This is a genomic window from Kitasatospora sp. NPDC094019 (genome assembly GCF_044764505.1).
Taxonomy (GTDB): Bacteria; Actinomycetota; Actinomycetes; order Streptomycetales; family Streptomycetaceae; genus Kitasatospora.
In genome coordinates, this window is sequence record NZ_JBIWIF010000023.1 from 42,166 (window position 1) to 65,431 (window position 23,266).

Consider the following 23,266-nt stretch of genomic DNA (forward strand, 5'->3'; position numbering starts at 1 on the left):
CCGCCCCCTTCAGCTTCCGGCCGACGCGCGGTCCGCCTCGAACGCCTCGCGGCGCACCGTCACCATCCGCTGCACCACCGTCACCAGGCTGCCGGCCGCCACCAGCCACAGCGCCACCGGCAGCAGCCACTCGACGTACGGCACCCCGAACGTCGCCAGACCCGCCACCCCGGCCGCGACCAGGCTGATCACCAGCCGCTCGGCCCGCTCCACCAGCCCCGACACGTCGCACGGCAGCCCCTGGCTCTCGGCCCGCGCCTTGGTGTACGACACCACCAGGCCGCTCGCCAGGCAGAACACCGCCACCGCGCACAGCAGGTTGTTGTCGCCCTTGCCCGCGTACCACATGGCCAGGCCGCCGAAGACCGCGGCGTCCGCGACCCGGTCCAGCGTCGAGTCGAGGAACGCCCCCCACTTGCTGGTCCGGCCCAGTTGCCGCGCCATGTTCCCGTCCACCAGGTCCGAGAAGATGAACAGCGTGATCGTGATGGTGCCCCAGAAGAACTCCCCGCGCGGGAAGAACACCAGCGCGCCCGCCACCGAACCGGCCGTACCGACCAGCGTCACGGTGTCCGGGCTCACACCCAGCCGGATCAGGAAAGCGGCGAACGGGGTCAGGACACGTGTGAAGAAGGCACGCGCGTATTTGTTGAGCATGGCCTTCCCGACCGCTCCGATCTCCCTGGTACCCGCCTGCGGCGGAGAGCGCGGCAGACGACCCGGCGGATCAGCCCGCCCGGCGCACCCATCGTAGCGACGCCCGCCGACACTCCCCGCCCACGCACCGCCCCGCCACCGCCCGCGCGCCCCCTCGACCCGCCGCGCCACCGGCCCGGCCCCGGGAACCGCCCAGGTCCGCGCCGCCGCCTCGTCCGAGCTGATCCACCGGACTCGCCCTAGACTTTCACCGACAGCCCCCGGCGCGACGGGAGGAGACCCCGATGCCCGACCGCAGCACCGCCCGGGCCGGCCAGGCCCCCGCCGTCACCGGACCGCGCGACCTGCGCAACGTCGCCCTCGTCGGCTGCTCCGGCGCCGGCAAGACCACCCTCGCCGAGTCCCTCGCCCTCGCCGCCGGCGCCGTCGGCCGCCCCGGCAAGGTCGCCGACGGCACCACCGTCTCCGACCACGAACCCCTCGAACACCAGCAGCAGCGCTCCGTCCAGCTCTCGGTGCTCCCGCTCGAATGGCGCGGCGTCAAGATCAACCTGATCGACCCGCCCGGCCACCCCGACTTCGCCGCCGACCTGCGCGCCGCCCTGCACACCGCCGACGCCGCCGTCTTCGTGGTCTCCGCCACCGACCCGGTGACCGCCCCCACCCGCGCCCTGTGGCGCCAGTGCGCCGCCGAGAACATCCCCCGCGCCATCGCCGTCGCCAAACTCGACATCGCCCGCGGCAGCCTCGACGAGATCCTCACCGCCTGCCACGACGCCTTCGAGCTCGGCCCCGACACCCTCCGGCCGCTCTTCCTCCCGGTCCACCACGACGGCCGCCCCGACGGCAGCGTCGACCTCCTCACCGGCCACACCTACGGCCACGGCGAGCCCCTGCCCGACACCGGGCCCGCCCGCGAGAGCCTCGTCGAAGCCATCTCCGGCCAGGACGACGCCCTCATGGAGCGGTACCTGGCCGGCGACACCCTGGACACCGACGCCCTCGAAGCCGGCCTGCGCCGCGAGGTCCTCGCCTGTGTCCTCCACCCCGCCGTCCCCACCAGCGAACACGGCCTCGGCGCCACCGAACTCCTCGACCTCATCGCCGACGCCTTCCCCGACCCCACCGAACGCACCCGTCCCGGGCCCGTCTGCGACCCCGACGCCCCCCTCGCCGCCCAGGTCGTCCGCGTCACCGGGGACGCCTACGTCGGCCGGGTCAGCCTGCTGCGCGTCTACGCCGGCACCCTGCGCCCGGACACCCGCATCCGCCTCACCGGCCCCCACCACCCCGCCGAGCAGGACACCGAGGAACGCGTCACCGCCCTCACCAGCCCCTTCGGCAAACTCCAGCGGCCCGTCCCGCACGCCGTCGCCGGCGACCTCGTCTGCGCCGCCAAACTCACCACCGCCCGCTCCGGCGACACCGTCCAGGAACCCGGCCACCCGGCCGAACTCGACACCTGGCCCCTCCCCGACCCGCTGCTGCCGATCGCCGTCGAGGCCCACAGCAAGGCCGACGACGACAAGCTCTCGCAGGCCCTCACCCGGCTCGCCGCCGAGGACCCGGCCCTGCGCGTCGAACTGAACCCCGACACCCACCAGCTCGTCCTCTGGTGCACCGGCGAGGCCCACGCCGAGACCCTCCTCGACCGCCTCCGCAACCGCCACGGCGTCCACGTCGACACCGTCGCCCACAGGGTCGCCCTGCGCGAGACCTTCGGCACCGCCGCGGTCGGCCACGGACGCCTCGTCAAACAGTCCGGCGGCCACGGTCAGTACGCCATCTGCGAGCTGGAGGTCGAACCGCTCCCGGCCGGGTCCGGCTTCGAGTTCCGGGAACACGTCGTCGGCGGCGCCGTCCCCAGGCACTTCGTCCCCTCCGTCGAGAAGGGCGTCCGCGCCCAGCTCGCCAAGGGCGTCGCCACCGGCCACCCGCTCGTCGACGTCCGGGTCACCCTCACCGACGGCAAGGCGCACTCCGTCGACTCCTCCGACTCCGCGTTCCAGAACGCCGCCGCCCTCGCCCTGCGTGACGCCGCCGAACACGCCGTCGTCCGGCTCCTCGAACCCGTCGCCGCCGTCCGCGTCCTGCTGCCCGACGACTACCTCGGCGCCGTCCTCGGCGACCTCTCCGCCCGCCGCGGCCGCGTCCTCGGCACCGGGACCGCCGGCCCCGGCCTCAGTCTGCTGCACGCCGAGGTCCCCGAGCTCGAACTCGCCCGCTACCCCGTCGACCTGCGCTCACTCACCCACGGCACCGCCGAGTTCAGCCGTTCCCACCTGCGCCACGAACCCATGCCCGCCGCCCTCGCCGCGCGCTTCACCGACCAGGACGGCTGAACGCCCCGGTGGTCAGCGCCGCGGCAGCGCGCAGGCCGGCGTCCCGCCCGGCATCCGGTGCCGGTTCCGCGCCACCCAGCGGTACCCCAGCGCCGCCACCGGCCGCACCGGCGCCAGCGCCAGCACCCCGCCGAGGTACGCCCACGCCCCGCCCGAACGCATCAGCAGCCGCGCCACCGCCTGCGCCCCGCCGTACACCCGGCCGGCCGGCGTCACCCAGAGCACCTCGCGCTCCGCGCGCTCCCACGACACCTCCCCGCGCCCCCCGGCCACGGCGTCCAGACCCGCCAGGTCCGCGAACTGGAACGGCACCGCCTCCCAGCCGCCCGACGCCAGCGTCTGCCGCAGGTACCGCTCCGCCCAGCCCGCGCACGTCGTGCAGAACGCGCAGTCCCCGTCGAAGACCAGGACCGGATCCGTCAGCGCATCGCTCTCCATGCCGCCCATCGTGCCCCATCCCTCCCGGCCGCGACCTCCCGGGGCGCGTCGAACGGCCGAAACGTGGGCATCATGCCCCACGGGCCCGACGTGGCCCGTTCGTGACGCCAGTTCAGACGATCATCCGCGTACCGGTACCCCGGCGCGGTACCCTGCCGCAGGACAAGGGGAGGAGGGGACGCCACCGTGACCACACTCGACATGACCCCGGGTGCGCAGATACCCCGGACCGACGCCGGACCGCAGACCGCCGGCACCCAGGCGCTCTCCTCGGCCGCCTACCGCGACGGCACGCTCGCCGGCGACACCGCCAGGCTCGACGGGGCCACCGCCAAGAAGGGCCGCTTCGCGCTCTTCGCGCCCAACTTCGGCGAGGCTTTCAGCAAGGCGCTCATCTCCCGCGCGCTCGGCGGCGACCGCAAGCCCCTGGTCCCCGCCTTCGGCGTCGACACCCGCCAGGTCGTCGAGCACTGCCTCGCCGCCGAGGAGGTCCGCCGCGGCCGCGACCGGCAGCTGTCCACCGTCTCCGTCGCCACCGGCCTGCTCTTCCTTCCCGGCACCCTGATCTGGCTCGGCGCCTTCCAGCTCCGCGCCTGGCTCAAGCGCGACAACCCGAAGAACGCCGGCATGTACGGGGCCGTCGTCCTCACCCTGGCCGCCGCCGTCGCCGTCCTGCTCGCGATCAAGCCCCCGGCCGGCGGCATCCTCGGCCTCTACCTGCGCATCGTCATGCTCGCCCCGGTCGTCGGCTGGTACCTCGCCAAGCGCATCGTCGTCCGCACCGCCCTGGACCTGCGCGCCCGCTGGCTGCAACTGGTCGAGGGCAACGCCGTCGCCGCGACCGTCCCGATGGCCGTCCCCCGCGACGACCTCGACAAGAAGGCCGCCGACCTGCGCGCCAAGCTCGGCCGACTGGAATCCGAGCAGGAGACCAACGTCCAGCACTACGCCGGGCCCAAGGGCATCCTCGGCGCCGGCCGCCGCTGGGGCGAGTGGAAGCTCATCGACACCCTGCGCCCCGCCGAGGGCCAGATCGACTTCCGCCAGTTCCACCCCTGGGACCTCGTCCGCAAGATCTCCGGCCACCTCAAGGCCCTCGGCATCAGCGAGGTCGCCAACAGCGGCATCCCCGACGTCCGGATCAAGCAGTGGGTCGTCTTCGAGGTCGGCGAGAACGCCGACGAGATCAGCCGCCCCGGCAGCGCCGACATGGACGGCGACCACATGCGCGACTTCGCCGTCCAGGCCATCGCCGACAAGCAGACCTTCCCCGGCGGCCCCCGGCACTACCTCGCCACCCAGTTCATCACCCACGACGGCAAGCTCGTCCTGACCTTCACCGTCACCGTCGCCCTGCTCGCCAACACCCTCAACGTCACCGTCGCGGCCTTCGCGCTCGGCCCGATCAACGGCTACTTCTTCGACAAGCCCAAGGACAAGGAGAAGTCGGTCGCCAAGACCGTACGGTTCTGGGAGGAGCGGACGGTCAAGCTCCCGCTGATCGACAACGACGAGGTCGTCCGGCAGGCCGTCCGCGCCCCCTTCCACCGGACGCCGAGCCTGCTGTCCTGGCTCGGCGGCGGCCTCGGCCTGCCCGAGCCCTTCGGCCTCCGGCACATCTGGGCCGGCCTGCCCTGGGACACCCGCAGCATGGCCGACAACGCGCTCAACATCTCGCACCCGGTGATCGGCGCCGTCCACACCGCGACGATGGAGTTCCTCGCCGAGCACGACCTCGACACCGAACGGGCCTTCAAGGGCCGCGCGGCCGGCCTCAAGGCCGAGGCCCAGGGCAGCCGCCCGTTCAAGGTCGACCGCTACGACGCCTGAACCGGGACGCCCCGCGGCACGAGGAGGGCCCCCGCCGACCGTTCCGGGTCGGCGGGGGCCCTCCTCGCTGTGCGCGTCAGTCCTGGGGCCACGCCTCGGCCAGCATCTTCCGGGTGTCCGCCAGCAGTTGCGGCAGCACCTTGGTGTGGCCGACCACCGGCATGAAGTTGGTGTCCCCGCCCCAGCGCGGCACCACGTGCTGGTGCAGGTGCGCCGCGATACCGGCCCCCGCCGCCGCGCCCTGGTTCATCCCGATGTTGAAGCCGTGCGCGCCCGAGGCCGCGCGCAGCGCCGTCATCGCCTTCTTGGTGAACACCGCCAGCTCGGCCGTCTCCGCCTCGTCCAGCTCGGTGTAGTCCGCCGCGTGCCGGTACGGGACCACCATCAGGTGGCCGCCGTTGTACGGGTACAGGTTGAGCACCGCGTACACCGCGTTCCCGCGCGCGACGACCAGCCCGTCCTCGTCGGTGAGCGACGGGATCGAGCAGAACGGACAGCCGTCGTCCGGAGCCGGGCCGGTGGGCTTGTTCTCGCCCTGGATGTAGGCCATCCGATGGGGGGTCCACAGGCGGCGGAAGCCGTCCGGCTCCCCGACGCCCCGCTGCAGTTCCGGCTCAGTCGTCATGCTGATCAGCATATTCGCCCACCCCCGCTTGCAAAGCGCGCGGGGCGGACTCCCGAAGGAGCCCGCCCCGCGCGCACGGTCGTGGTCAGACCTGGATCCGGCGCTCCACAGCGTCCACGATCTCGGCGACCGCGTCGGCCAGCGGGACGCCGTTCTTCTGCTCGCCGTTGCGGTAGCGGAAGGAGACCGCGCCCGCCTCGACGTCGTCGTTGCCGGCGATCAGCATGAACGGGACCTTGGTCTTCTGGGCGTTCCTGATCTTCTTCTGCATCCGGTCGTCCGAGGTGTCCACCTCGACCCGGATCCCCCGCTTCCTCAGCTCGGCCGCGACCTCCAGCAGGTACGGCACGTGCTCGTCGGTGATCGGGATGCCGGTCACCGTGACCGGGGCCAGCCACGGCGGCATGGCGCCGGCGTAGTGCTCCAGCAGCACCGCGAAGAAGCGCTCGATCGAGCCGAACAGCGCCCGGTGGATCATGACCGGCCGCTGGCGCGAGCCGTCCGCCGAGGTGTATTCCAGGTCGAAACGCTCGGGCAGGTTGAAGTCGAGCTGGATGGTCGACATCTGCCAGGTACGGCCGATGGCGTCCTTCGCCTGCACCGAGATCTTCGGGCCGTAGAAGGCCGCGCCGCCCGGGTCCGGGACCAGCGGCAGACCCTGCTTCTCGGCCACCGCGGCCAGGACGGCGGTGGCCTCCTCCCAGGTCGCGTCGTCGCCGACGAACTTCTCCGGGTCCTTGGTGGACAGCTCCAGGTAGAAGTCGGTCAGGCCGTAGTCGCGCAGCAGGTTGAGCACGAAGGTGAGGGTCGAGTCGAGCTCGTCCGCCATCTGCTCGCGGGTGCAGTAGATGTGCGCGTCGTCCTGGGTGAAGCCGCGGGCGCGGGTCAGGCCGTGCACCACGCCGGACTTCTCGTACCGGTACACGGTGCCGAACTCGAACAGGCGCAGCGGCAGTTCACGGTACGAGCGGCCGCGCGCGTCGAAGATCAGGTTGTGCATCGGGCAGTTCATCGGCTTGAGGTAGTAGTCCACGCCCTCGTCGAGCTGCATGGGCGGGTACATACCGTCCGCGTACCAGTCCAGGTGGCCGCTCTTCTCGAACAGCTTCCCCTTGGTGGCGTGCGGGGTGTAGACGAACTCGTAGCCCTCCTCCTCGTGCCGGCGGCGCGAGTAGTCCTCCATGGCGCGGCGGATGATGCCGCCCTTGGGGTGGAAGACGGCGAGGCCGGAGCCGATCTCCTCGGGGATGGAGAAGAGGTCGAGCTCGTTGCCGAGCTTGCGGTGGTCGCGCTTGGCGGCCTCCTCCAGGAACTCCAGGTGCGCCTTGAGCTCGTCCTTGCTCGGCCAGGCGGTCCCGTAGAGGCGCTGGAGCATCGGATTGCGCTCGCTGCCGCGCCAGTAGGCGGCGGCCGAGCGCATGATCTTGAACGCCGGGATCATCCGGGTGCTGGGCAGGTGCGGGCCGCGGCAGAGGTCGCCCCAGCACAGCTCGCCGCTCTTGGCGTCCAGGTTGTCGTAGATGGTGAGCTCGCCCGCGCCGACCTCGACGTCGGCGCCCTCGCCGGCGGTCGCGGCGGAGCCCTTGAGGCCGATCAGCTCCAGCTTGTACGGCTCGCCGGAGAGCTCCTCGCGGGCCGCCTCGTCGGTGACGACGCGGCGGGAGAACTTCTGCCCGCGCTTGATGATCTCCTGCATCTTCTTCTCGATGGCCTTGAGGTCATCGGGGTGGAACGGCTTCTCGACGTCGAAGTCGTAGTAGAAGCCGTCCTTGACCGGCGGGCCGATGCCGAGCTTGGCCTCCGGGAAGAGCTGCTGCACGGCCTGGGCCATCACGTGCGCGGTGGAGTGGCGCAGGATGTCGAGGCCGTCGGGGCTGCCGATCACGACCGGCTCGACCTCGTCGCCGTCCTGGACCGCGTAGGCGAGGTCCTTGAGCTGGCCGGCGACCTTGGCCGCGATGATCGAGCGATCGTCCGCGAAGAGCTCGGCGGCCGTGGTGCCCGTGGTCACCACGCGCTCTTCCCGATCGGGTTCGCGGTTGATGATTACCCGGACGTCCGTCACCGGTCTCTCCTGACGTGCTGGATTCAGAGGACGCAGCACAGCACTGCGCCTGACGATGGTACCGAGACCGGTGACCCCACCGTCACCTCCGTACCCCCACTACGGCTCCCGTCGCTCCCCCGGGTATTTCTCCCGTCCCTCCCCCAGCGTCTTGAGCAGCCGGTCCCGCTCGGCGTCCTCCAGTCCGCAGGGCTCCGGGCCGGTCGGGCGGGTGAGGCGGCGGAAGCCGCCGCGGCGTTCCAGGCGGCCGGCGATCCGCACGGGGGTGCCGGCGAGATGGGCCTCGGCGGCGAGCCGGTAGGCGGGGTCGGGCAGCCGGATCTTGACCTCGTCGACCTCGGCGCCGCCGAGCACCCGCAGCCGGACGCTGCCCGGTCCGGCGGGGTCGGCCCGCTTGAGCCGGACCACGAGGCCGACCAGGGTGACGGCGACGGCGGGTTCGAGGCGTTCGAGCAGTTCGGCGGCCTCGGTCAGGGCGGGCAGGTCACCGGGCGAGAACTCGACGGCCGTCCGGCGGTCGCCGAAGCCGCCCGGGGTGCCGACGGCGGCCGACCAGGCGACGGCGAACCGGCCCGCGGTCGCGCCGCGCACGAGCTCCTGGACGGCGTCGACCAGCTCGCGGCTGACCCCGGACTGGACGGCGTTCTCGAACGCCTCGGCGCCGCCGCTGACCCGGCGGTAGTCGACGGCGTCGCGCAGCGCCTCCAGGGCGCGGACCAGGGTGGTGACCGCCGCCCGGCCCTCGGGGGCGGGGCTGCGGACGGTGAGCCCGGGGCCGTCGGCGACGACCAGGACCCGGTCCACGAAGTCGCCGGCCCAGGCGTCCAGGCGGGCGCCGAAGTAGGCGGCGCGGGTGCGGCCGGCCTTGGCGCCGGCGGCGAGCATGGCGCGGGCGGCCCGCCGGAGCCGTTCGGCCTCCTCCCAGGGGGCGGTGCCGGGGGCGGCGGCGCCGGGCGGCCCGGCCGGGTCTCGGTGCCAGTGCAGCTCGTCGCCGGGGACGGCGAGGGCGAGCAGGATGGCCCGGGCGGAGGGACTGGCGGAGCGGGACAGCGCGGTGACGGCGTCGGTGAGCAGATCGACCGCGTCGTCGAAGCCGTCGCCGGCCGGGACGAGCAGGCTGACGCCGGGGTCGGTGCCCTCGGGGGGCGTCCAGCGCCCGTAGCGGGCGGAGGGCCCGCCGCGCCGGACCCAGCCGTGCCGGGCGAGCAGGGTGGCGAGCACCGCGGGGTCGACGGCGGCCGGATCGGGCAGCGGCCCGGTCTGCGGCGGCTCGCCGGTCGCGGGGCGCGACGGCCCGTGGGGCAGTGTCATGGAGCGGCTCCTCCCGGCCGGGGGCCGGGCCGTCACGGGCTGCCGCCCGCGCCGACCCTGGCCATGATGTCGCACAGGGCGCGGTCGTCGAAGACCTTCGCGGTGGGGACACGGACGTTGGTCCGGCGCTGCCCGGTCACGGGGTGGCCGGCCAGGTTGACCCAGTAGCAGCAGTGCCGCAGCTCCAGCGCGTCGGGCCGGGCGGCCAGCCAGCGGTCCACCCGGCGGGGCAGCAGCATGACGACGAGGATCCGGGGCACCGCGACCCGGGGCCGGGCGAGCTTGCGCAGATGGTCGTTGTCCAGGGTGAAGGAGAAGAAGGCGCCGCGCGGGTCGGGCGCGATCTGCTGGGTGGCCTTCAGCTGGATCTTGACGGTGACCTCGTCGTCGACCTCGTGGCTGCGCGAGCCGTGGCTGACCTGCCAGTCGATGCCGTTGTCCGGGAACGGCTGCGAGAGCGAGCAGCCGGCCGCCGCGACGACCGCGTGCAGATACCCGACCTGCAAGGTCTCCATGCAGGCCGTCACCGCCAGGTCGCCCCGCAGGACGGCCGCCGCCTCGTCGGGCTGCGGCTGCGTCAGCGCCATGACCGTCCGTCCCTCCCCCGTCCCCCCGGCCGGTCCGGATTCGAACACGGCACCCGTGGGCAGGGTGCCCGGCCGGTGTCGCGCCAAACGGTTGAGGGGGTGTCAGGGGCGGGTATCACCGGGGCGGAACACGCTGTTTTCGAGGGGCAGTCATGCAGCAGCACTGGTTCACCGGCCCGCTCGCCTCCTTCGACACCGAGACCACCGGCGTGGACGTCGAGACCGATCGCATCGTCTCGGCCGCCCTGGTCGTCCAACCCGCCCCGGGCGCCGCCCCGGTGGCGACCACCTGGCTCGCCGATCCCGGCGTGCCGATACCCGACGGCGCCCGCGCGGTGCACGGGATAGACGACGCGAGGGTGCGGGCGTTCGGGCGCCCGGCGGCGGTGGTGGTGGCCGAGGTGGCCGCCGCGCTGGCCGAACAGGCCCGGGCCGGACGCCCGGTGGTGGTGATGAACGCCCCGTACGACCTGACACTGCTGGACCGCGAGCTGCGCCGGCACCGGGGGACGTCGCTGGCCGAGGTGACCGGTCCGGCGGCGCTGCTGGTGCTGGACCCGCGGGTGCTGGACAAGCACGTGGACCGCTACCGCCGGGGCCGGCGGACGCTGACGGACCTGTGCGCGCACTACGGGGTCGAGCTGACCGGGGCGCACGAGGCGGCGGCGGACGCGACGGCGGCGCTGGAACTGGTGCGGGCGGTCGGCGCCCGGTACCCGGGGGCGCTGGGCGGGCTGACGGTGGGCGAGCTGCACCTGCGGCAGGCGGTCTGGCACGCGGCGCAGGCCCGGGGGCTGCAAGCCTGGTTCGACCGCTCGGGGGCGGACGAACGGGTGGACCTGTCCTGGCCGATGCGCCCGGCCCGGTGCGGATGCGGGCGGCGACTGGCACCGGAGCACGACTGCGAGGTGGCCGCGTAGGCCCCGCCCGGACACTCCCGCCAGGACACCCGCCGTCCGACACGCGGCGGTGTGCCGCGCACGAACGCCGCAGGCCCCGATCGGTATCCCGATCAGGGCCTGCGTGCTGTCCGGTGGGCGATACTGGGATCGAACCAGTGACCCCTTCGGTGTGAACGAAGTGCTCTCCCGCTGAGCTAATCGCCCGGGCAACGAGAAGAACTGTAGCACCATTCGGGGGGTGCCGTACAACTCGTTCGGGGAGTGCCGTCCGACGCACCCACAGAACTCCCGCGCGGTGCGGAAGATGACTGCGCCTCAGGACATTCCCCGACACCGTTCAACGGATTGCGGGAAATACATGTGAGGCCCAGCCGATAATCGGCTGGGCCTCACATATCACAATGCATTCCGGTGGGCGATACTGGGATCGAACCAGTGACCCCTTCGGTGTGAACGAAGTGCTCTCCCGCTGAGCTAATCGCCCGGGTGCAGGGAAAACATTACCGCATCCCGAGGGGTGGTCCGAACGGCGCTCTCCCCCCGGGGTCCGGCCGCCGCCGGCGGCACCCTCACCCGGACGGCCCCGCCCGGCGGGCGGGCGGACGGCTCAGTCCTCGTGGATCTTCCAGGGCATGACCAGCCCGTACTTCCAGAGGTACCAGCCGCCGAGCGCGGCCATCAGCACCAGGCCGATCGCGGTGAGCGTCAGATTGCGCCGCCGGACCTTCGGGTCCAGCGCCTTCTGGGCCGCCTCGGCCACCTTGCGGCGGGTCCAGCGCAGCGCCAGCTGGGCCCAGACGAACTCGGTCGCCCAGATGCCCATACCCAGGAAGATCACCACCCAGCCCGGGCCGGGCAGCGGCAGCATGACCACGCCGAGCGCCACGACGGCCAGCCCGACCAGGAAGACGGCGACCTGCCAGCTCAGGTGCAGCGGGCGGGAGCGGCGGATGAAGCGCGGGGCCCTGGAGCCGAGCGGCCTGCCGCCCTCCGCACCCCCGGTGCCGTCCGCGCCGGCCTCCGCCGCCCCCTCCGCGCCGGGCCCGTCGGCCCCCCGGCCCCCGTCGTCCGCACCCGTCGGCACCCCCGTGTCGTCCGGCACGACCACATCCCCCGTTCCGGTGTTCCCGCCCGCGTCACCGCGTGCCTTGTCGCTTCGCACAGTCATGCCAGGAAACTAACCGAGAAGGGCTCCACTAATCGCCCGGAAGCCGGTCTGTGGCGATTCCGCAATGCGCCGTAAGGGGTACGACTCGCGCCCGAATCGGGACAGAGGGGTTTACATCGGTCTTGGAGGTGGGATGGTCCGTTCGCCGACGTGCGATTCCCCGAGCGCACACTGAGCGAAAGGCCATGGCGCTTATGAACACCACGGTCAGCTGCGAGCTGCACCTGCGCCTCATCGTGTCCAGCGAGTCCTCACTGCCCGTCCCCGCGGGCCTGCGCTACGACACCGCCGACCCCTATGCCGTGCACGCCACGTTCCACACCGGCGCCGACGAGACCGTGGAGTGGGTGTTCGCCCGAGATCTCCTTGCGGAGGGGCTGCACCGACCCACCGGTACCGGCGACGTCCGGGTCTGGCCGTCGCGCAGCCACGGGCAAGGGGTGGTCTGCATCGCCCTCAGCTCTCCGGAAGGAGAAGCCCTGCTGGAAGCCCCGGCCCGGGCGCTTGAGTCTTTCCTCAAGCGGACGGACGCCGCCGTGCCACCCGGCACCGAACACCGTCACTTCGACCTCGACCGGGAGCTGTCCCACATCCTCGCCGAAAGCTGACCCCGACCGGAGGCGGTCACGCCCCGCTGTCGGCGGGGTCGTCACCCCTGCCGTCACCGCAGCCGTCCTACTCGGGGGCACGGCAGCAGACTCAGCCGCGCACGACGCGGTCTCGGGGCCGGTGCTGAAACGGTTCACCCCGACCGGGGTGGGCCCTCGGCACCGCACACGCCCGGCACCGGAGCCGGCCATCCCACGGGTGGCCGGCCTCGCTGTCGGGCGTGACCGTTTTCCCCGCCGCCGCCCCGTTGCTCCCGGCGCCCCCTCCGCTCCCCTCTGCTCGCCCTTCGCCTTCCCGCCCGCCTTCCCGCCCGCGCGGGCGGCCGTGCCCCGGGACACGGCGCCGGCTGCCCCGGGAGTCCGCCCCGGCGGGCACCGCCCGGGCGGACTCCCGGAGGAAACTCCGTACAGACCTACGGAATCCGTACACGTCTTCGAAGCAAGCCACCGCCGGACCGCTCGCCGCCCCGGTAAGGTCTGGGAATGACCCGTAGTCGCGGGGTGCCCACGGCCCCCTCCGCACGAGGAGCCTCCACGTGCTGATCACCCATGACACCGAGTGCGCCCTGAGCATCCTCGTCGAGCTGCTCAACACCGCGCCCGAGGTGTGCGGCACCGAACTGCTGCCCGACATCGCGGCGCTCGACGCCTTCGTGGTCCGGCAGGAGATCAGCGAGGTCGACTCCCTCACCGAGGACGACCTGCGGAAGGTGCACCGGCTGCGCTCCCGGCTGCGCGAGGTCTTCGGCACCGAGTCCACCGAAGCGGCCGCCGAGCAGGTGAACGCCCTGGTCGCGGCCGCCGGGACGACACCCCGGCTGACCAACCACGACCACCACGGCTGGCACATCCACTACTTCGCGCCGCACGCCGCCCTCGGCGACCACCTGGCCGCCGAACTGGGCATGGCGCTGGCCTTCATCCTCACCGCGGGCGAACGCGAACGGCTGCGCCGCTGCGAGGCGCCGGACTGCGCACGGGTCTTCGTGGACCTCTCGCGCAACCGCTCGCGCCGCTACTGCGACAGCCGGACCTGCGGAAACCGGCTGCACGTGGCCGCCTACCGGGCGCGCCAGCGCTCCGCGGACGCGGTGGCCCCGGCCTGAGCGGCCGGGGCCCGGCATCCGGGAGCGGGACCGGGAAGCGGGGCTCTCGGATTCAGATGCCGCGCCGGCGCAGGATCTCCTCGATTTCGGCGAAGTCGCCCAGTCCGTCGTCGTCCTTGCCCTTGCCCGCCTTGCCCTTCGCCGCCGTGCCCGGGTTCCCCGCCCGGCCCGGCTCGGCCCGAGCGGCCTCCTCGGCGCGCTTCGGAACCGGCCCCGCGGCCGGGGCACCGGCGGCGGGAGCCACGGCGGGCCTGGCCGGCGCCGGACCGGCCGCCGCCGGACGGGACTCGCCGCCGGCCACGGCCCCGCGGCGGGCCACCCAGCGGGTCGTCGCCAGCAGACCCGCCGAGACGCCCAGCAGCACGATGCCGGTCCACACCCGGGGATCGAGGACGAGCTTGGTGGCCCAGTCGGCCAGCTCGTCGCCGATCGTCCGGGCCACCGGGAACAGGCCGGTCAGATAGAGGCCCAGCGGCAGCAGCGCCACGGCGAACCAGCGGGTCGCGGAGAGGAAGCGCCGGCGGTAGGCACGCAGGCCCGCCACCGCCACCCCGGCCGCCGTGAGCGCGACACTGACCGCCGCCGTCAGCACGGCCGCCTCCCCTCGCCCGTCGCCTTCGCCTTCGCGGCGCCGGAGCGGCCCTCGGCCCCCGGGGCCGTAGTCATGGTCGGGGCCGCCACGGCTGTCACCGCCGCCCCGTCGGTCGGAGTCGTCATCCCGTCGGACCTCCCGTCGCTCCCGGTGTGGCCGGGCCCGGTCGCCGACTGTCCCGGCGCGGGCCCCACAGGTGGAACACTGAAGGCATGATCGAAGGTTCCCTCCCCCGTCTGGAGTTCTGGTGCGAACTCCAGTGCCCGGACTGCCGCACCGCCCTGGACGACGTCCGCGAGCTGCGCGCCCGCTTCGGCGACGCGCTGCCGATCGAGCTGCGGCACTTCCCGCTGGAGAAGCACAAGTACGCCTACGCCGCCGCCGAGGCCGCCGAGGAGGCGTTCGCCCAGGGACTGGGCTGGCCCTTCGTAGAAGCGCTGCTGGCCCGGGTCGAGGACCTCTCCGCGCGCGGCACCGAGGTGCTGCTGGAGGTCGCCCGGGAGGTCGGGGTCGACCCCGAGGAGGTGGACACCGCGCTGGTGGACGGCCGGCACATGCTCACCGTCGACGCCGACCAGGCGGAGGGCCGGGCGATCGGGGTGAAGGGCACGCCGACCTACGTCGTCGCCGGGCAGCGGTTCGACGGCGGGCAGAGCCAGGACGGCCTGCTGGAGCGCCTCGTCGCCGCCGTCGAGGCCGCCGGGGCCGCCCGCACCGCCTGAGCCGCACCGCCCGGCGCGGGTCGGTGGCTCACAGCAGCTCCTTGCCGTAGACCCGGTTCGTCACCCGGTAGCCGAGCGACTCGTACAGCCGGACCGCGACCTCGTTGCCGCTGAAGACGTTCAGCCCGAGGTCGCGGACCCCGGCCGCCAGGCACTCGCGCTCCGCGAGCCGCATCAGCGTCCGCCCGTGCCCGCGCCCCCGGTGGGCGTCGGCCACCTCCACCACCATCACCCAGCCGAGCGGCGCGCCGTCGGACAGCTCCCGGACCCGCAGCGCCAGCCAGAGCGAGCCCAACGGCTCCTCCCCCGCCCCGTGCAGCCGGCGCAGCGCGACCCCCGGGGTGCCGGCCCCCTGCGGCAGCAGCGTCCGATGGTCGGCCTCGGCCTTGGCGCGGGCCTGCTCCTCGGCCAGCCCGGAGGCCAGCAGGTCACGGAGATAGCCCGCCTTGGCCTCCGCCAACCAGTCCGGGAACGCGGCGTCGTCGATCGGGCGGGCCGCGACGCCCTCCGGCAGCGCGGGCGGCCCGTCCAGCCGCTTGACCATGTTCCGCATCCGCTCGGTGTACCCGAGGGTCACCGCCAGCGAGCGGGCGATCCGCGCGGTCTCCGGGATGTCCGCGTCCACCCGGACGCAGCCCCAGCCGCGCAGCACCTCCTCGGCGGCCAGCGCGGCGATCGTCCCCCGGCCCCGGCCGCGCCCGCTGCGCACCTCCAACTCGGCTATCTCGCCCCAGAGTCGGTCACCCCGGGGGACGGCCGTGGTGCGCAGCCCGCCGACCGGGCGGCCGTTGACGCAGATCTGCCAGCGTCTGGTCCGGCCGCCCGCGGGGGTGGGGGTCTCCTGGCTCTCGGGGCGCAGCGTGATGGTCATGTCCCGCTCCCTTCCCCGCCGTCCGGCTGTTCTACCGGCCGGGGCCGCGCGGACGTGCCCGGTGCCCCCGGAGCTGTCAGGGGTCGAGGTCGTCGCCGCTGCGCCGGTCGAAGGCCGTCATCGCCCTCAGGGTGACCGGGCCGGGTCCGGAGAGCTCGCGGTCGTCGATCCGGGTGACGGCCTGGACGTCGCGCAGGGACGAGGTGAGGAAGACCTCCTCGGCCTCCTGGAGGGCGTCCAGCGGCAGGTCGGCCTCCTCGGCGCCGCACCAGTCGACGACGAGCTGCCGGGTGATGCCGGCCAGGCAGCCGGAGGCGAGCGGCGGCGTGAGCAGCCGGCCGTCCAGGACGACGAAGACATTGGAGCCGGTGCCCTCGCAGAGCCGGCCGGCGGTGTTGGCGAGCAGCGCCTCGGAGGCGCCGACCCGGTGGGCGGCGGCGAGGGCGACGACGTTCTCGGCGTAGGAGGTGGTCTTGAGGCCGGCGACGGCGCTGTGTTCGTTGCGGCGCCAGGGGACGACCGCGACGGCCGTGGTGTCGGGACGGCGGGCGGCGGTGCCAAGGGAGACCACCAGGGTGGGGCCGCCGTCGCCGCGTTCGGAGCCGAGCGGCGCGGTGCCGCCGGTGTAGGTGAGGCGCAGCCGGCCGAGCGGCATCGGGTTGGCGGCGAGGACGGCGGCGGCCGCTTCCCGGACCAGGTCGTGGTCGGGGTCGGGCAGTCCGAGGCCGCGGGCGGAGCGGGTGAGCCGGTCGAGGTGGCGGGTGATGGCGAAGGGCCTGCCGTCGACGGCCTTCATGGTCTCGAACACGCCGTCGCCGGTGGTGAGTCCGTGGTCGAGGACGGACAGGGCCGGGTCCGCGGAGTCGACGAGGGTGCCGTTGACCCAGCTGGTGGTGGAGTGCTGCATCGCGGGGGGCTCCTCGCGGGACGGGCACGGGTCGGCCGGGTCCGGGTGGCGGCCGGCCGGGTCCGTGCCGGGTTCAGTCGGTGTCGGAGTACGTCTCGGCACCCGACGCTATCGCGACCAGGCGGGCCGCCTTCAGTTCGGTTTCCGCCCATTCCCGGTCGGGGTCGGAGTCCCAGGTGATGCCGGCGCCGGTGCCGAAGCGCAGTTCGGGTGCCGCCGGGTCGGTCCGGTCGATCCAGAACGTGCGGATGCCGACCGCGAGTTCGGCCTCGCCCCGATCGGCGTCGACCCAGCCGACGGCGCCGCAGTAGGGGCCGCGCGGCGCGGTCTCCAGGGCTTCGATGATCCGCAGGGCGCTGGACTTGGGGGCGCCGGTGACGGATCCGGGCGGGAAGGTGGCGGTGAACAGCCCGGGCCAGCCGACGTCCTCGCGCAGGGTGCCCTCGACGGTGGAGACCAGGTGGACCAGGCCGGGGTGCTTCTCGACCGCGCACAGGTCCGGCACGGTGACGGTGCCGGTGGCGCAGACCCGGCCGAGGTCGTTGCGGACCAGGTCGACGATCATCACGTTCTCGGCGTGGTCCTTGTCGAGCAGGTCGTGCTCGGTGCGGCCGGTGCCCTTGATCGGGCCGGAGGCGACGGTGCGGCCGGTGCGGCGCAGATAGAGCTCGGGCGAGGCGGTGGCGATCTCGACCCCGTGGCCGGGCAGCCGGACCGTGCCGGCGTAGGGGGCCGGGTTGCCGTGCGCGAGCAGGCCGGCGAGGGCGTCGATGTCGGAGCGGTCCGGATCGGGCAGCGGGGCGGCGAGCACCCGGCAGAGGTTGGCCTGGTAGACCTCACCGGCGGCGATGTGCTCGCGGATCCGGCGCACGCCCTCGGTGTAGGCGGCGCGGTCGAGCGAGCTGCGCCAGCTCCCGGCGGCCGGGCCGAGCCAGCCCGCTCCCGAGGGCGCGGCCGGAGCCGGGCGGACGTCGTCGAAGCGGGCGCAGGTGAGCCGGCCCTCGAAGTCGTGGGCCACCGCCCACCAACCGGCGGAGTCCAGCGCGGCCGGGTCCGAGGTGACGTCGCGCAGCCCGGTGGCGACGCGGCCGCCGAAGCGGGCGAGGGGCTGCTGAGGGGCGGGGTGGCCGGACACGGTTCTCCTGCACAGGGCTTTGCGAGGTTGCGGTGTCTGAAGTGTAGGTCGGGGGGCGTGAGCAGACGCGGGCGTCGCGCGGGCGTACGCGGGATGACCTGCGGGTGTCACTCACGGTGCTCCGCCGCCCCCGGTGGGTCCGTCCGGGGCGGTCGGACCCGGGGCGGCCGGGGCCGTCGGGCGGGGACCCCGGGGGCACGCTGCGGGAACGGATTTTTAGCTGGCCCGGGAATCCGCTAGAGTTCAACACGTCGCCAGGGAGCGCAGCCGGGAAAACCGGTGAAGACCCCGGGAGACAGGCGGACGTGGCTCAGTTGGTAGAGCATCACCTTGCCAAGGTGAGGGTCGCGAGTTCGAATCTCGTCGTCCGCTCGACGAAGGACAGTGTAAGATCGTCCTTCGAGTGTTGCCTGGTGGAGTGGCCGAGAGGCGAGGCAACGGCCTGCAAAGCCGTGTACACGGGTTCAAATCCCGTCTCCACCTCCAAGAGGAGCGCCCGGTTCTCCGGGTTCCCCTCCCCGCGCGATTAGCTCAGCGGGAGAGCACTACCTTGACACGGTAGGGGTCACTGGTTCAATCCCAGTATCGCGCACCACGCCCGGTTCCACCGAGGCATCAGCCCCGCGCGATTAGCTCAGCGGGAGAGCACCACCTTGACACGGTGGGGGTCACTGGTTCAATCCCAGTATCGCGCACGTCGGACCCTTCGGGATCCGCTGCGGAAGCACCGCACCCGCGCGATTAGCTCAGCGGGAGAGCACTACCTTGACACGGTAGGGGTCACTGGTTCAATCCCAGTATCGCGCACGTCAGGCCCTCCGGGGTCTGTTGCAGGAACGCCTTACCAGGCGCGATTAGCTCAGCGGGAGAGCACTACCTTGACACGGTAGGGGTCACTGGTTCAATCCCAGTATCGCGCACAGTGACGGCCGGGGCCGCGACTCGAACGAGTCGCGGCCCCGGCCGTTTTCGGCGTTCCGTCCCGGGGTCGTTCGGTGGGGTTCTGCGGGTTCTTCGGGCTCTGCGGGGTACTGCGGCTGTTCCGGGTCCCGGTGCGGGCCCTGGACGGGAAGAAGCCGCGTACGGTCGCCCTCACCGACGTCCGTACGCGGCGTCTCCGCCTGCCGGGGCGCACTGCGCGCCGCACTCGCCCGTCCGCGAGTTGTCGCGGCGGCGGCCTCCCCGGCGGCACCGGCTCCCCGTCCCCAGGGGATCAGTGCCAGCTTGTGAAGCGGGTCAGTGGCCGATCAGATCGGCCACCGCCTGCGCCTGGTTCGCCATCTGCTCCCAGCCTCCGAACAGGACGGCCAGCAGCACCGCGCAGGGCAGTGCCATGGCCACCGCCACCGCCGGGTGCCTGGTGGGCTCCGCGGCCTGCGGCTGAGTGAAGGCCGGCCGACGGCGGCGGGAGGTGGATCCCGTGTGCTGCGCTGCCATGCCCTGACTCCTGATTCGTGAACTCGGCCCGGTGGTGGAAGGCGGAACAGTGGTGCAAGAGGACGCGGTGGACGGCTTACCTCGGGGGACGAGCTCCCCGTCCACCGCTGAGAACAACGGTATGGCGCGAGGGGGTTGGTGGACGTCATGCCGTCGTACTGTCTTCCGGGCCTCCCGGAGGATGACGCCCGGACCTGGGGCCTACTACCGCAGGCGGAGACGCCCGCGGCGGCGCCCCCGGGGGAACCCTGAGAGGGGACCCCGAGAAACGATTCGGCACCGCCCCGGCGACGGCCGGTCCAAGATCCGACAATCGGACGGTGGCTTGAGGTGTTGCGTATCAGCACACCGCAGCGGGCAGTCCGTAAGCTGTGCCGGACAGGAACTGACGACGCCCCACCCGACGGGGCCTCACCGACAGTCTGACGGGGACACGGGAATGACGATGATGCGGCTGAGGCGTGAGGACCCCCGCATCGTCGGGCCGTACCGACTGCACCGCCGACTCGGGGCCGGCGGCATGGGCGTGGTCTACCTCGGCTCCGACCGCAGGGGCCAGCGGGTCGCGCTCAAGCTGATCCGGGCCGAACTGGCCGAGGACATCGAGTTCCGCACCCGCTTCGCCCGCGAGATCGCCGCCGCGTCCAGGATCCGGGGCGGCTGCACCGCCCGCGTCATGGGCTCCGACATCGAGGCCGACCGGCCCTGGCTGGCCACCGCCTACGTCCCCGGGCCCTCGTTGTACAAGCGGGTCGGCGACGAAGGGGCGCTGGGCTGGCCCGAGGTCGCCCGGATCGGGGCCGCGCTGGCCGACGGACTGGTCAAGGTGCACGAGGCCGGCGTCGTCCACCGGGACCTCAAGCCCTCCAACATCCTGCTGTCGCCGCGCGGACCCCGGATCATCGACTTCGGCATCGCCTGGTCGCGCGGGGCCAGCACCCTCACCCACGTCGGCACCGCCGTCGGCTCCCCCGGCTTCCTCGCCCCCGAGCAGGTCCGGGGGGTCGCCGTCACGCCCGCGACCGACGTCTTCGCCTTCGGCGCGACGCTCGCCTACGCGCTCACCGGGGACACGCCGTTCGGCTCCGGCGCCTCCTCGGAGGTGATGCTCTACCGCGTCGTGCACGAGGAGCCCGACCTCGGCGCGGTACCGCCGCAGCTGGCGCCGCTGATCCGGGCCTGCCTGGCCAAGGAACCCGCCGAACGGCCCGGCGCGGCCGCGCTGCACGAGCGGCTGAGCGAACTCGCCGTACGGGGCGGTACCGGCGGCGGCGCGGGCGGCGGGCCCTTCGGCCGGGGGCGCGGGGCTCGCGGCGACACGACCGGACGGGACGATCCGGCCGGGCGGGCCGCGGCCGCGCCCGGAGCGCCGACCGCGGCCGCCGACGGCCGCCCGGGAGCCGGCCGGGGAGCCGAGGGACGGCCCGGGGCCGGTGGCCCGGACCGGTCCGGCGCCCCCGCGCGCCCGACCCCCGGGGCACCGGCGGGAGCGCCCGCCGGCGCGCCGCGCGGCGTCCCGGCCCCCGGTCGGACACCCGACCCGGCGGCGGCCCGGGCCCGGGCCGGCGCGGTCGGCCGGGCCGGCGGAGCGCCCGGTGGCGCGCCCCGACGGGCCCCCGGCGCCGGGTACGACAGCAGCCAGGCGGTCACCGCCCCGCTCCCCCGGCCCGAGGCGGCCCAGGCCACCCGGCCGATGCGCGAGCGGCAGGCGACGCCGCCGCCCGGACGCGACCGGGCCCAGCGGCCGGGCCGCCCGCGCGACCGGCAGCACACCCCGGTGCCCGGCGGACGGCCGGGGACGGCACGGCAGCGGCTGCTGCGGCAGCGGCTCGTGGTCTTCGTGACCGTGACGGTCGGGGTGGCGCTGGCCATCGCGGCGGCCCAGGGGTGCGAGAACCGCGACAACCAGGGCCAGCGGCCGTCCGTGACCTCCTCCGTCGCGCAGGGCCCGGCAGGCGCCCCTGCTGCCACCGGCGCGGGGGACCAGGCGCACGGCGCGACGCCGACCGCCGGGGCCGGACTCTCGGCGGACGGCATCGCGCCGTCCACCAGCCCGCTGGCGGCCGCGGCCCACGGTGCCCCGGCGGCCGGGGACGCCGCGCTGGCACCCGCGCAGGGCCTCGGGCCCACCGTCGACTGGCCGAACCGCTCCTACGCCGATCCGGCCGGCGGTCCGGCGATCACCCTGCGGGACGGCCGCTCGGCGGGCCCAGGACCGCAGGTCGTGCTCAGCGCCGTACTCCCCGCGCGGTACAAGGGCGGGCCGGCGGTGCTGGTCGTCCTGCGGCGCTCGGAGGGGTCGGTGCCGGTCGACCTGGTGCAGCTCTTCTCGTTCACCGGGGACACCCCGGTGGTCCTGACCTCGCGCTCCTCGGCGGCGGACCCGCAGGCGGTCGCGACCTGGCGGCTGGACAACGGCGCCCTCGTTCGCGAGGAGCGGGTCACCCAGACCGGGGCCACCACCTCCACCCGCTACGCCCTGCGGGCCGACGGCACCCTGGACGAGTCCTGGCCCGGTTCGGCCACCACTCCCCCGGCGATCACCCCACCCCCGGCCGCCGCCCCGGCACCCCCCACCGCCCCGGTCCCGGCCCCGACCGGCTGACACCCGCCGACGGGAGGCCGCCCGCGCCCGCCGGGCCGATCCCGCGTGCTGTGGGAAGTCGGCCTGGTCGACTTCCCCCTCGACCACGCCGCTCCGGTCACCGGACCGGAGCGGCGTGGTCCGGTCCGGATCGGGGGCCACGCCGGGCGTCGCTCCGCGGCCCGGAAGGTCGAGCAGGTCGATCTCCCCGACGCTCGCAGCGGCCCACGGGAACCGCCGGCCACCGGATCGGCGCGCGCCCGACGTCGCTGCCCGGCGTGGGAAGTCGGCCGGACCGACTTCCCGGGCAGCCGTACCGCACCCCGGGGTGCCTGCCGCCGACGCGTGGGAGGTCGGACCCGCCGATCTCCCCTCCCGTCGGCGGTGCGGGCCGGTGCGGGGCCCGTGCGGGCGTACCCGGCCACCGGGCCGCGGACCCGCTTCGTACGGGAGGTCGGCCGGACCGACTTCCCGTACGGCGGCCTGCCCGAGGGTTCGCAGGGGTGGGGTCAGCGGCCGGCGGTGACGGCGTAGAAGGCGACGGCGGCGGCGGCGCCGACGTTGAGGGAGTCGATGCCGTGGGCCATCGGGATGCGGACGGCGTGGTCGGCGGCGGCCAGGGCCTGGCGGGTGAGGCCGTCGCCCTCGGCGCCGAGCATCAGCGCCGTCCCGGACCGACCGTCGGTGACCACCGAGGCGAGGTCCACGGCGGTCTCGGCGGGGGTGAGCGCGAGCAGGTCGAAGCCGGCGGCGCGCACCGTGTCCAGGGCGGCCGGCCAGGGCTCCAGCCGCGCGTACGGGACGGCGAAGACCGCGCCCATCGAGACCTTGACCGCGCGCCGGTACAGCGGGTCGGCGCAGTCGGGCGAGAGCAGCACGGCGTCCATGCCGAGAGCGGCCGCGCTGCGGAAGATCGCGCCGAGGTTGGTGTGGTCGACCAGGCCCTCCAGGACGGCCACCCGACGGGCGCCCGCGAGCAGGTCGGCGGCGTCCGGCAGTGGCTGCCGCTCCATCGAGGCGAGCGCGCCGCGGTGGACGTGGTAGCCGGTGACGGCCTCGGCCAGGTCCGGATCGACGACGTGCACCGGGGCGTCCGCCTCGGCGATGACGTCCGCCATCACGTCCAGCCACTTCGGGGTCAGCAGCATCGACCGCATCCGGTAGCCGGCCGCGAGGGCGCGGCGGACGACCTTCTCGCCCTCCGCGATGAACAGGCCCTCGGCGGGTTCGCGGCGGCGGCGGAGTTCGACGTCGGTCAGGCCGGTGTAGTCGGCGAGACGGGGGTCGGCGGGGTCGGTGACGGTGCTGGGTTCGGACACCCTGTGATCCTGCCAAGTCGGGCCGGGGAAGGCCAACCGGCCCAACGCTCGTCACGGGTG

The 23,266-nt window shown here is 74.0% G+C and carries 20 protein-coding genes and 8 tRNA genes; 13 read left to right on the forward strand and 15 right to left on the reverse strand.

Translation table 11 applies throughout. From position 1 onward, the window contains the following. Nucleotides 1-9: 9 nt before the first annotated feature. Nucleotides 10-657: a phosphatidylinositol phosphate synthase gene (gene pgsA, locus ACIQ9P_RS34345; protein ID WP_266275256.1), complete on the reverse strand. Its 648-nt coding sequence runs from the start codon at nt 655-657 to the stop codon at nt 10-12. A gap of 284 nt (nt 658-941) precedes the next feature. Between pgsA and ACIQ9P_RS34350 the strand changes: the two genes are divergently transcribed. Then, nucleotides 942-2,999: an elongation factor G-like protein EF-G2 gene (locus tag ACIQ9P_RS34350; RefSeq protein WP_402365248.1), complete on the forward strand. Its 2,058-nt coding sequence runs from the start codon at nt 942-944 to the stop codon at nt 2,997-2,999. Nucleotides 3,000-3,011: 12 nt separating this feature from the next. Here the strand turns inward: ACIQ9P_RS34350 and ACIQ9P_RS34355 are convergent, their stop codons facing one another. Then, nucleotides 3,012-3,437, reverse strand: a complete 426-nt coding sequence (locus ACIQ9P_RS34355; RefSeq protein WP_402365250.1) for a thiol-disulfide oxidoreductase DCC family protein — start codon at nt 3,435-3,437, stop codon at nt 3,012-3,014. A gap of 186 nt (nt 3,438-3,623) precedes the next feature. Here ACIQ9P_RS34355 and ACIQ9P_RS34360 point away from each other — a divergent pair, with 186 nt between their 5' ends. Beyond that, entirely contained in the window at nt 3,624-5,267 is a 1,644-nt protein-coding gene (locus ACIQ9P_RS34360; protein WP_402365252.1) for a hypothetical protein, read from the forward strand. A gap of 76 nt (nt 5,268-5,343) precedes the next feature. Here ACIQ9P_RS34360 and ACIQ9P_RS34365 read toward each other — a convergent pair whose 3' ends face one another. The 4 genes from ACIQ9P_RS34365 to ACIQ9P_RS34380 form a co-directional block, all read right to left on the reverse strand. Then, on the reverse strand, nt 5,344-5,904 hold the full coding sequence (locus ACIQ9P_RS34365; protein WP_402365254.1) for an HIT family protein: 561 nt from the start codon (nt 5,902-5,904) through the stop codon (nt 5,344-5,346). A 73-nt stretch (nt 5,905-5,977) separates the two neighbouring features. After that, nucleotides 5,978-7,957, reverse strand: coding sequence for a threonine--tRNA ligase (gene thrS / locus ACIQ9P_RS34370; protein WP_402365256.1), 1,980 nt, complete (start codon nt 7,955-7,957; stop codon nt 5,978-5,980). Nucleotides 7,958-8,056: 99 nt separating this feature from the next. After that, nucleotides 8,057-9,268, reverse strand: coding sequence for a hypothetical protein (locus ACIQ9P_RS34375; protein ID WP_402365258.1), 1,212 nt, complete (start codon nt 9,266-9,268; stop codon nt 8,057-8,059). A 32-nt stretch (nt 9,269-9,300) separates the two neighbouring features. Next, nucleotides 9,301-9,855: a DUF4365 domain-containing protein gene (locus tag ACIQ9P_RS34380; protein WP_043471851.1), complete on the reverse strand. Its 555-nt coding sequence runs from the start codon at nt 9,853-9,855 to the stop codon at nt 9,301-9,303. A 152-nt stretch (nt 9,856-10,007) separates the two neighbouring features. Here ACIQ9P_RS34380 and ACIQ9P_RS34385 point away from each other — a divergent pair, with 152 nt between their 5' ends. Further along, complete coding sequence (locus tag ACIQ9P_RS34385; RefSeq protein WP_402365260.1) at nt 10,008-10,775, forward strand: exonuclease domain-containing protein; 768 nt, start codon at nt 10,008-10,010, stop codon at nt 10,773-10,775. A 114-nt stretch (nt 10,776-10,889) separates the two neighbouring features. Here the strand turns inward: ACIQ9P_RS34385 and ACIQ9P_RS34390 are convergent. The 3 genes from ACIQ9P_RS34390 to ACIQ9P_RS34400 form a co-directional block, all read right to left on the reverse strand. Further along, nucleotides 10,890-10,961, reverse strand: a tRNA-Val gene (locus ACIQ9P_RS34390). Nucleotides 10,962-11,169: 208 nt separating this feature from the next. Next, nucleotides 11,170-11,241 (reverse strand) — tRNA-Val (locus tag ACIQ9P_RS34395). Between the two features lie 123 nt (nt 11,242-11,364). Next, nucleotides 11,365-11,925 carry a TIGR02611 family protein gene (locus tag ACIQ9P_RS34400; RefSeq protein WP_402365262.1) on the reverse strand — a complete coding sequence of 187 codons (561 nt, stop codon included), beginning with the start codon at nt 11,923-11,925 and terminating at the stop codon, nt 11,365-11,367. A 194-nt stretch (nt 11,926-12,119) separates the two neighbouring features. On the opposite strand from ACIQ9P_RS34400, the gene ACIQ9P_RS34405 reads away from it, so the two are divergent. Continuing rightward, nucleotides 12,120-12,533, forward strand: coding sequence for an SsgA family sporulation/cell division regulator (locus tag ACIQ9P_RS34405; protein WP_030056266.1), 414 nt, complete (start codon nt 12,120-12,122; stop codon nt 12,531-12,533). Between the two features lie 536 nt (nt 12,534-13,069). Beyond that, nucleotides 13,070-13,639 (forward strand): CGNR zinc finger domain-containing protein, encoded by a 570-nt coding sequence (locus ACIQ9P_RS34410; RefSeq protein WP_402365264.1) that lies wholly within the window; start codon nt 13,070-13,072, stop codon nt 13,637-13,639. 52 nt (nt 13,640-13,691) lie between these two features. Here ACIQ9P_RS34410 and ACIQ9P_RS34415 read toward each other — a convergent pair whose 3' ends face one another. Beyond that, nucleotides 13,692-14,231 carry a hypothetical protein gene (locus tag ACIQ9P_RS34415; protein ID WP_402365266.1) on the reverse strand — a complete coding sequence of 180 codons (540 nt, stop codon included), beginning with the start codon at nt 14,229-14,231 and terminating at the stop codon, nt 13,692-13,694. 212 nt (nt 14,232-14,443) lie between these two features. Between ACIQ9P_RS34415 and ACIQ9P_RS34420 the strand changes: the two genes are divergently transcribed. Next, complete coding sequence (locus ACIQ9P_RS34420) at nt 14,444-14,953, forward strand: DsbA family protein (protein ID WP_402365267.1); 510 nt, start codon at nt 14,444-14,446, stop codon at nt 14,951-14,953. A 28-nt stretch (nt 14,954-14,981) separates the two neighbouring features. On the opposite strand, the gene ACIQ9P_RS34425 is transcribed toward ACIQ9P_RS34420, so the two are convergent. The 3 genes from ACIQ9P_RS34425 to ACIQ9P_RS34435 all read right to left on the reverse strand — a co-directional run bounded on the left by ACIQ9P_RS34425 (nt 14,982) and on the right by ACIQ9P_RS34435 (nt 17,866). Then, nucleotides 14,982-15,824, reverse strand: coding sequence for a GNAT family N-acetyltransferase (locus tag ACIQ9P_RS34425; RefSeq protein WP_402365269.1), 843 nt, complete (start codon nt 15,822-15,824; stop codon nt 14,982-14,984). A 76-nt stretch (nt 15,825-15,900) separates the two neighbouring features. Continuing rightward, nucleotides 15,901-16,731: an aminotransferase class IV gene (locus ACIQ9P_RS34430; protein ID WP_402365271.1), complete on the reverse strand. Its 831-nt coding sequence runs from the start codon at nt 16,729-16,731 to the stop codon at nt 15,901-15,903. Between the two features lie 73 nt (nt 16,732-16,804). Next, complete coding sequence (locus ACIQ9P_RS34435; protein ID WP_402365273.1) at nt 16,805-17,866, reverse strand: chorismate-binding protein; 1,062 nt, start codon at nt 17,864-17,866, stop codon at nt 16,805-16,807. Nucleotides 17,867-18,165: 299 nt separating this feature from the next. Here ACIQ9P_RS34435 and ACIQ9P_RS34440 point away from each other — a divergent pair. From ACIQ9P_RS34440 to ACIQ9P_RS34465, 6 genes are all read left to right on the forward strand, one after another. Then, nucleotides 18,166-18,238: transfer RNA gene (locus tag ACIQ9P_RS34440), tRNA-Gly, on the forward strand. Nucleotides 18,239-18,278: 40 nt separating this feature from the next. Then, nucleotides 18,279-18,352: transfer RNA gene (locus ACIQ9P_RS34445), tRNA-Cys, on the forward strand. A 34-nt stretch (nt 18,353-18,386) separates the two neighbouring features. After that, nucleotides 18,387-18,461 (forward strand) — tRNA-Val (locus tag ACIQ9P_RS34450). Nucleotides 18,462-18,489: 28 nt separating this feature from the next. After that, a tRNA-Val gene (locus ACIQ9P_RS34455) sits at nt 18,490-18,561 on the forward strand. Between the two features lie 40 nt (nt 18,562-18,601). After that, nucleotides 18,602-18,673, forward strand: a tRNA-Val gene (locus ACIQ9P_RS34460). Nucleotides 18,674-18,714: 41 nt separating this feature from the next. Beyond that, a tRNA-Val gene (locus ACIQ9P_RS34465) sits at nt 18,715-18,786 on the forward strand. A 316-nt stretch (nt 18,787-19,102) separates the two neighbouring features. Here ACIQ9P_RS34465 and ACIQ9P_RS34470 read toward each other — a convergent pair. Further along, a complete protein-coding gene (locus ACIQ9P_RS34470; RefSeq protein ID WP_266310372.1) occupies nt 19,103-19,303 on the reverse strand; it encodes a hypothetical protein in 201 nt (66 codons plus the stop codon). A gap of 439 nt (nt 19,304-19,742) precedes the next feature. Between ACIQ9P_RS34470 and ACIQ9P_RS34475 the strand changes: the two genes are divergently transcribed. Continuing rightward, complete coding sequence (locus tag ACIQ9P_RS34475; RefSeq protein WP_402365275.1) at nt 19,743-21,908, forward strand: serine/threonine-protein kinase; 2,166 nt, start codon at nt 19,743-19,745, stop codon at nt 21,906-21,908. A 488-nt stretch (nt 21,909-22,396) separates the two neighbouring features. Here the strand turns inward: ACIQ9P_RS34475 and ACIQ9P_RS34480 are convergent, their stop codons facing one another. Next, the gene (locus ACIQ9P_RS34480) at nt 22,397-23,206 is read right to left on the reverse strand and encodes a TrmH family RNA methyltransferase (RefSeq protein ID WP_402365277.1); all 810 of its coding nucleotides are present in this window, start codon (nt 23,204-23,206) and stop codon (nt 22,397-22,399) included. Between the last annotated feature and the right edge of the window lie 60 nt (nt 23,207-23,266).

Coding starts and splice junctions, on each gene's coding strand:
- ACIQ9P_RS34385 (WP_402365260.1), top strand. CDS start 10,008: ATGCAGCAGCACTGGTTCACCGGCCCGCTCGCCTCCTTCGACACCGAG.
- pgsA (WP_266275256.1), bottom strand. CDS start 657: ATGCTCAACAAATACGCGCGTGCCTTCTTCACACGTGTCCTGACCCCG.
- ACIQ9P_RS34420 (WP_402365267.1), top strand. CDS start 14,444: ATGATCGAAGGTTCCCTCCCCCGTCTGGAGTTCTGGTGCGAACTCCAG.
- ACIQ9P_RS34425 (WP_402365269.1), bottom strand. CDS start 15,824: ATGACCATCACGCTGCGCCCCGAGAGCCAGGAGACCCCCACCCCCGCG.
- ACIQ9P_RS34355 (WP_402365250.1), bottom strand. CDS start 3,437: ATGGAGAGCGATGCGCTGACGGATCCGGTCCTGGTCTTCGACGGGGAC.
- ACIQ9P_RS34375 (WP_402365258.1), bottom strand. CDS start 9,268: ATGACACTGCCCCACGGGCCGTCGCGCCCCGCGACCGGCGAGCCGCCG.
- ACIQ9P_RS34475 (WP_402365275.1), top strand. CDS start 19,743: ATGACGATGATGCGGCTGAGGCGTGAGGACCCCCGCATCGTCGGGCCG.
- ACIQ9P_RS34380 (WP_043471851.1), bottom strand. CDS start 9,855: ATGGCGCTGACGCAGCCGCAGCCCGACGAGGCGGCGGCCGTCCTGCGG.
- ACIQ9P_RS34405 (WP_030056266.1), top strand. CDS start 12,120: ATGAACACCACGGTCAGCTGCGAGCTGCACCTGCGCCTCATCGTGTCC.
- ACIQ9P_RS34470 (WP_266310372.1), bottom strand. CDS start 19,303: ATGGCAGCGCAGCACACGGGATCCACCTCCCGCCGCCGTCGGCCGGCC.
- ACIQ9P_RS34365 (WP_402365254.1), bottom strand. CDS start 5,904: ATGCTGATCAGCATGACGACTGAGCCGGAACTGCAGCGGGGCGTCGGG.
- ACIQ9P_RS34350 (WP_402365248.1), top strand. CDS start 942: ATGCCCGACCGCAGCACCGCCCGGGCCGGCCAGGCCCCCGCCGTCACC.
- ACIQ9P_RS34430 (WP_402365271.1), bottom strand. CDS start 16,731: ATGCAGCACTCCACCACCAGCTGGGTCAACGGCACCCTCGTCGACTCC.
- ACIQ9P_RS34400 (WP_402365262.1), bottom strand. CDS start 11,925: ATGACTGTGCGAAGCGACAAGGCACGCGGTGACGCGGGCGGGAACACC.